This is a genomic window from Halomonas sp. 3D7M, from assembly GCF_014897885.1.
Lineage (GTDB): Bacteria > Pseudomonadota > Gammaproteobacteria > Pseudomonadales > Halomonadaceae > Vreelandella.
This window is the reverse complement of the sequence record NZ_JABUZF010000144.1, coordinates 1-6,516: the sequence shown is the minus strand read 5'-3', so window position 1 is coordinate 6,516 and position 6,516 is coordinate 1. Positions and strand designations below refer to the sequence as shown.

The following is a 6,516-nucleotide window of genomic DNA, read 5'->3' as shown; positions in this document are numbered from 1 at the left end:
GGAAAAAGCGTACTGCGAAAGAGCGTGCAACGCTGTTGCGCGCCTGGTTCGACGCCATCATGGCGCACCAGGAAGACCTGGCTCGGCTAATGACGTTGGAGCAGGGCAAACCACTGGCAGAGTCCCGCGGTGAAGTGGCGTATGGCGCGTCATTTGTCGAGTTTTATGCCGAAGAGACCAAGCGCATGGCCGGTGAAACTTTGCCGGGACATGGTGTCGATAAGCGCATTCTGGTGTTTCGCGAACCGATTGGCGTTGTGGCCGCCGTTACGCCCTGGAACTTCCCGCTGGCAATGATCACCCGTAAGTGCGCCCCCGCTTTAGCGGCAGGCTGTACGGTGGTTATCAAACCTGCAGAAGCAACGCCACTAACGGCGTTGGCGGTGGCGCGCTTGGCTGAGCTTGCTGGCCTGCCCGCTGGGGTGATCAATGTGGTCACTGCCAGCCAGCCTGCACCCATTGGAGAGGTGCTAACCACCGATCCGCGCGTGCGTAAGTTCTCTTTCACAGGCTCCACACCGGTGGGTAAGAAGCTGCTCGCTCAGTGTGCCGGTACGGTCAAAAAAGTATCGTTGGAGTTAGGCGGTAATGCACCTTTCATCGTGTTTGATGACGCTGACCTAGACGCCGCCGTTGAAGGAGCTGTTGCCTCTAAGTATCGCAATTCTGGCCAGACCTGCGTGTGTACCAACCGCTTCTTGGTTCAAAGCGGCGTTTACGAGGCATTTGTTGAAAAGTTTGCCAAGCGCGTGGCGCAACTGAACGTGGGCAATGGGCTAGATGAAGGCGTTATGCAAGGCCCACTGATCAATCAGGCCGCGGTTGAAAAGGTCGAGTCCCACATTGGCGATGCGTTGGAAAAGGGTGGGCGGTTGGTCTGTGGTGGCAAGCCTCACACGTTGGGCGGTACTTTCTTCGAACCCACGATTATTGCTGATGTGACCGACAATATGCGGGTTGCCCGTGAAGAGACGTTTGGTCCTTTAGCGCCTGTGTTCCGTTTCGAGACCGACGAAGAAGCCATTGCCATGGCGAATGCGACTGAGTTCGGGTTGGCAGCTTACTTCTATGCCCGTGACTACCGCAGAATTTGGCACGTAATGGAAGGGCTGGAGTACGGAATGGTTGCGGTTAACGAGGGCATTCTGTCTACCGAGCTAGCGCCCTTTGGTGGGGTGAAAGAGTCTGGGCTGGGCCGTGAAGGTTCACGTCATGGGCTTGATGAGTTTACTGAGTTGAAATACGTCTGTGTTGGCGGCCTATAAGCGATTTTCACTAATTAACTGAGGAATGCAGTAAATGAAGATGAGCAATGCACAGCTGAATGAGCTTAAACAGAAATATGTCGCTAATGGTGCCGCCAGCCCTGCAACGCAATTTGCGGATCGTGCTGAGAACGCGATTATCTGGGATGCGGATGGTAACCGTATTATTGATTTCGCGGGCGGTATTGGCGTGCTTAATATCGGCCATTGCCATCCCAAAGTCGTCGAAGCGGTTAGGGAGCAGTTAGGTCGGGTGATGCACACTTGCCAGACTGTTATTCCTTACGAAGGCTACGTGAAAGTCGCTGAAAAACTCAGTCAGCTCACGCCTGTGCGCGGCCATGGCAAAGTTATGCTGGTTAACTCCGGGGCTGAAGCGCTGGAGAATGCCGTCAAGATTGCACGTGCCGCCACCGGCAAGAATAACGTGATCTGCTTCGATGGTGGCTACCATGGCCGTACCTTTATGACCATGGCAATGAACGGCAAAGTGGTGCCTTACTCGGCTGATTTCGGCAGCATGCCGGGGAATGTTTTCCGTGCGCCTTACCCCGTTCCGTTCCATGGGGTCAGCGAAGAAGACGCTATCCGCGGTCTTAAAATGACGCTGAAGACCGATGCCAACCCCAGAGACACCGCGGCTATCGTGATTGAGCCTGTGCTGGGTGAAGGTGGGTTCTATCCTGCACCGGCCAGCTTCCTTAAAGCGGTGCGTGAAATTTGCGACGAGCACGGCATGCTGATGATCGTCGATGAAGTTCAGTCTGGCTTTGGCCGTACCGGTAAGCTGTTTGCCATTGAACACAGTGGTGTTGAGCCTGACCTGATGACCATGGCTAAGAGTATGGCCGGTGGCATGCCGATTTCAGCCGTCGTGGGAACGGCTGAGCATATGGATGCGTGTGGCCCTAACTCGCTGGGTGGCACCTATTCAGGTAGTCCGGTTTCTTGTGCGGCCGTGTTAGCGGTACTTGAAGTATTCGAAGAAGAAAAGATTCTTGAAAAGAGCCAAGCCTTAGGAGAGGTTCTGGGGCAGCGCTTTACTCAGTGGCAGCAACGCTTTGCTTGTGTCGAAAACGTGCGCCATTTAGGTTCGATGGCGGCATTGGATATTGTTGCAGCTGATCAAACCCCCGATCCAGAACTCGCTGCGGCCATGTGCAAACGTGCACGGGAGAAGGGGCTTATCCTGCTGTCGTGTGGGCTTTACGGTAATACGATCCGCTTCTTGATGCCGGTCACTATTGAAGACAGCATCCTTGAAGAAGGGTTGACGATTGTTGAAGAATTGCTCGAAGAGCTTACAGCGTAATATCTAGCGTCTCATTGGTTAGTTAAGCGCCAATAGAAGCTTTTGTAGAGAGCGCTGATAAGTGTGCTGATATATAGAGAGTGTTGATAGAAGCCGGTGCAGCTAGTCTGCATCGGCTTTTTTTATTGCTTGTTGCATTTGTTATTGAGGCGGGGGAAGAACACGTTCAAACAGCTGTTACAAGGTGTGCTATTATTTTGACCCACTTTGCCAAATGCATACTCATGAATTCATCTTTCTTCCCAGACGAAAAGGCGGATGCCAAGGAAAACTTGGGTATTCGTGCCTACAAGCTACTTAAAATAGATATTATTAAAGGCACTTTTCAGCCTGACGAAAAATTGCGTATGAGTGTGCTTAAAGCGCGCTATGACCTAGGTATTGGTCCTCTGCGAGAAGCACTTTCCCAGCTTGTTGCTGAACATTTAGTGGTGGCAATTAGCCAGCGTGGCTATCGTGTGGCACCCATGTCGCTTGCTGAGCTTAACGATATTTACGATGCCCGGGCGCAGGTTGAAGCGATGATGTTGGGGCTTGCAATCGAGCGCGGCGATGATGCCTGGGAAGCTAATATCTTGGCAAAGTCTTATCAATTAGCAAAGCTGACGGAAATGAACTCGCCAGAAGGGCTGTTAGATAGTTGGGATCGTCGGCATAGTGATTTTCACACCGCGATGGTGGTTGGCTGTAACTCTCCTCACTTGATGAAAGTGCGCGCTGGGCTGTTTGATAAAGTTCAGCGTTATCGCTTTTTGTGGCTTAAAGAAACCGTGTTTTCTGCTCAGGCCCTTGAAGAAAAGCGCCAAGAGCATGCCGCGCTGGTAGATGCCACGCTTGAGCGCCGCAAGGATGAAGCAGTGGCATTGATGCACGAACACTTGATGTCTCCTGTGCCGATTATTGCCCAGGTAATGCGCCAACAAAGTGTCGCATAGGGCAACAGAAGGCAGCGAAGAAACGTTAAAAGAAAAGGCCCTAATCATTAGGGCCTTTTTAGTTGGGTTTCTGTCGATAGTCGTTTGATACGCTCGTTTAGAACAGTAGGTTGGGCAACCACAGCGCAATACTTGGGAATAGTACGATAATTGCTAATCCCACTATCTGTAGAGCAACATACGGCAGTGCTGAACGATAGATATCAACGATAGTAATGGACTTTGGCGCGACTGATCGCATATAGAACAGGTTATACCCAAAGGGCGGTGTCAGATAAGCGGACTGCATACTTATAATAAACAGCACCGCAAACCAGGTAGTATCGAACCCTAAGTCACGTACGATTGGCACATAAAGCGGAATCGTGATGAACAGGATCGCAAAGTCATCGAGAAACATGCCCAGTGCAAAAAAGCTAATCAGCATGATGATGATGACGGTATAGGGCGACAGCGAGAAGTCATTAATAAAATCACTGACGATCATACCGGCGCCTAAGCCCATATAGATACGGCTAAAGAATACCGCGGCAATGGCAATCCAGAGCAACATACCGGTTATTTTGGCCGTGCTGAGCATCGCGTAGCGCAGCAGGCTCCAATTAAGCCGACCTCTCAGCGCTGCAATCAGCATGGCACCGCCAGCCCCGACTGCAGAGGCTTCCGAAGGCGAGGTTACCCCTCCGATAATGCAGCCCAATACAGCCGTGACCAAAAGGCCAGGGGCAATCACATGCCGCAAAGACATCAGCTTTTCTTTGGCACTAAAGCGTTCTTCTACTGGCGCAGCGGGACCTAGAGAAGGGTTTATGCGGCAGCGTATCAATATATAGGCCATGTAAATAGCGGCAAGCATTAGGCCAGGCACTAAGCCAGCAGCAAATAGCTTTCCTACCGATTCACGGGCCAGAAACGCATAAACAATCATCAAGATGCTAGGCGGGATGAGAAAACCTAATGCCCCACCTGCCATGATAGTGCCGGTGACTAGCCGCTTGTGATAGCCCCGCTTGAGCATTGCCGGTAATGCAATGATCCCTAGGCTGACGGTAGCTGCCCCTGAGACTCCCGCCATGGCAGCGATAAGGGCGCAGATCAGAATGGTGCCTATCCCGAGCCCGCCAGGAAGGCTGCCCATCAGCTTATGCATCATCTCGAAAAGATCATCGGTAATACCGGAACGTTCCAGTACCAATCCCATAAAGATGAACAGCGGGAGGGCCACCAGGAGAAAGTTGTCCATGGTGCTGTATGCCGATGAGAGCAAGAAGTCCAAGCCACCAGGGCCAAACATCATGTAGGCACTTCCCATGCCCGATATCATCAACGCCCACGCTAGCGGAGCGCCTATTGCCATTAGGACGATCATGGAGAGAAACATGATCGCCGTAATTATCATGGGGTCTAAATTTAACATAGGGATACCCTTTGCATGGCATATCCACAAGGACGTGCCGGGGTGTGTCTCTTATTTTTCACGGTAAAACCACGTTGAAATAGAGCGAGGGTTAAGCAGCACTCTGTTTAAACAGAGTCGGGCTGTATTTAATCAGCGTCGCTAATGTCGTCTCGCGGATCATCATAGGGAATGCCAAGTAAACGCACGATGGCCCTCACTAGCTCTGCTACGCTCTGCAGAATTAGCAATCCAACGGCAATTGGAATGGTCGCTTTTATCGGCCAAAGCGCTGGACGCCAAATGCTTCGGTTGGAATACTCACCAATTAGCCAGGAGCGGTGGGCAAATTCCACGGCCATGGTGAAAAATACGCTCAGCACCAAGATACCCAGTGAGAACACAATCACGTCACACAACGCCTGCATGCGGAAGGGCAGCAGGCGATAGATGACATCACTGCGCACGTGGCTTTGGTGGCGTAAGGTATAGCTGCCAGCCAGGATACTCAGCGCACCGAAGAACATCGTCGCTAGTTCGTGCCCCCACACAGTGGGGGCATTGAGTACATAGCGAGCGACTACTTCATAGAGCAGTACACCGATAATACCTAGCGTCAGCCAAGCGGTGACTCGTCCGACCCAGTCGGAAAGCCCATCCTGAAAGCGTAGATATCGGTTGATCTTACTCACTCAATCTTCCTTGCGCTTTGGCGTTGTTAATCAAGATTTCAACGGCTTGGGCATTTCGCTCAGAGCGTGCCGCTTCTTCTTCCCAAATCGGCAAAGATGCTTCGGCTAGGCGTTGCGAATCTTCTGCTGGCAGGGTGGCGAATTCAAACAGCTCACCTTCATCGATGATGCGTTGGTTGCCTTCTTCTAGCCAGTTGTGAACGTCTTCCAGGTACTGAGCCAGCTCATCTACCAAGATTTGCTGCTGCTCTTCGCTCATCCGTTCCCAGGTGCGAGGGTTGATGAATGCGTTTTCTGTCCAGCCTGGGTTGAGTAAGTTGATATCGGTGTAGTAGCCCGCTACTTCATTAATTCGCAGCTGTTCGTACTCAACAGGGCCACCGTAAATAGCACCGTCGATAACGCCTGTCGAAAGCGCAACGTAGAGCTCTTCACCAGGAATAAAGGCTGTTGGGATATCGAATTTTTCCAGCACCGTTGCAATGGAGCTGGTTGCGCGGATGCGCATGGTGGAAAGATCTTCCAGGCTGGAAACAGGCTCTCGGGTGACTAGACCATAATCGCTACCAAAGCCGCGGCCAATCAGCTTAACGCCTTGCTCTTCGTAAGCTTCTGCGATGAGTTCATCAAGGCCTTGGTTGGCAAATATATCGTGTGCTTCTTCAGCGCTTACCCATGCTCCAGGTAGGCCCCCTTCGATCGTGCCGATACCCACTGTGCCAGGCCAGTAACTACCTACACCATGGCCGATATCGATGCTCCCACGGGCAACGGCTTCGACAAACTGGTCGCTGCTGACTAGCTCGCCGCCACGGAAAAATTGAATGTTGATAGTGCCATCACTCGCTTCACTTACCCGTTCCCGAAAATCAGCTGCAATCTGATCCACTTCGGTGCCATAAAACGTGTGCATGCG

The 6,516-nt window shown here is 51.9% G+C and carries 6 protein-coding genes; 3 read left to right on the top strand and 3 right to left on the bottom strand.

Annotated features, from left to right (window positions below; genetic code table 11):
* From INT22_RS07045 to csiR, 3 genes are all read left to right on the top strand, one after another.
* Positions 1-1,265 (top strand): NAD-dependent succinate-semialdehyde dehydrogenase (locus tag INT22_RS07045; protein ID WP_226912476.1); only part of this gene is annotated, 1,265 nt, incomplete at its 5' end.
* A gap of 40 nt (positions 1,266-1,305) precedes the next feature.
* Positions 1,306-2,577 carry a 4-aminobutyrate--2-oxoglutarate transaminase gene (gene gabT / locus INT22_RS07040; protein WP_038486928.1) on the top strand — a complete coding sequence of 424 codons (1,272 nt, stop codon included), beginning with the start codon at positions 1,306-1,308 and terminating at the stop codon, positions 2,575-2,577.
* Between the two features lie 224 nt (positions 2,578-2,801).
* Complete coding sequence (csiR, locus tag INT22_RS07035) at positions 2,802-3,512, top strand: DNA-binding transcriptional regulator CsiR (protein ID WP_125749459.1); 711 nt, start codon at positions 2,802-2,804, stop codon at positions 3,510-3,512.
* Between the two features lie 97 nt (positions 3,513-3,609).
* On the opposite strand, the gene INT22_RS07030 is transcribed toward csiR, so the two are convergent.
* The 3 genes from INT22_RS07030 to dctP form a co-directional block, all read right to left on the bottom strand.
* Entirely contained in the window at positions 3,610-4,929 is a 1,320-nt protein-coding gene (locus INT22_RS07030; protein ID WP_089037544.1) for a TRAP transporter large permease, read from the bottom strand.
* 128 nt (positions 4,930-5,057) lie between these two features.
* Positions 5,058-5,600, bottom strand: a complete 543-nt coding sequence (locus tag INT22_RS07025; protein WP_038485821.1) for a TRAP transporter small permease subunit — start codon at positions 5,598-5,600, stop codon at positions 5,058-5,060.
* The coding region (gene dctP, locus INT22_RS07020) for a TRAP transporter substrate-binding protein DctP (protein WP_193067943.1) at positions 5,593-6,516 on the bottom strand (924 nt) is incomplete at its 5' end. The genes dctP and INT22_RS07025, both read right to left, overlap by 8 nt.

Excerpts from the sequence above, each read along its gene's own strand:
- gabT (WP_038486928.1), top strand. The coding sequence starts at position 1,306 with ATGAGCAATGCACAGCTGAATGAGCTTAAACAGAAATATGTCGCTAAT.
- csiR (WP_125749459.1), top strand. The coding sequence starts at position 2,802 with ATGAATTCATCTTTCTTCCCAGACGAAAAGGCGGATGCCAAGGAAAAC.
- INT22_RS07030 (WP_089037544.1), bottom strand. The coding sequence starts at position 4,929 with ATGTTAAATTTAGACCCCATGATAATTACGGCGATCATGTTTCTCTCC.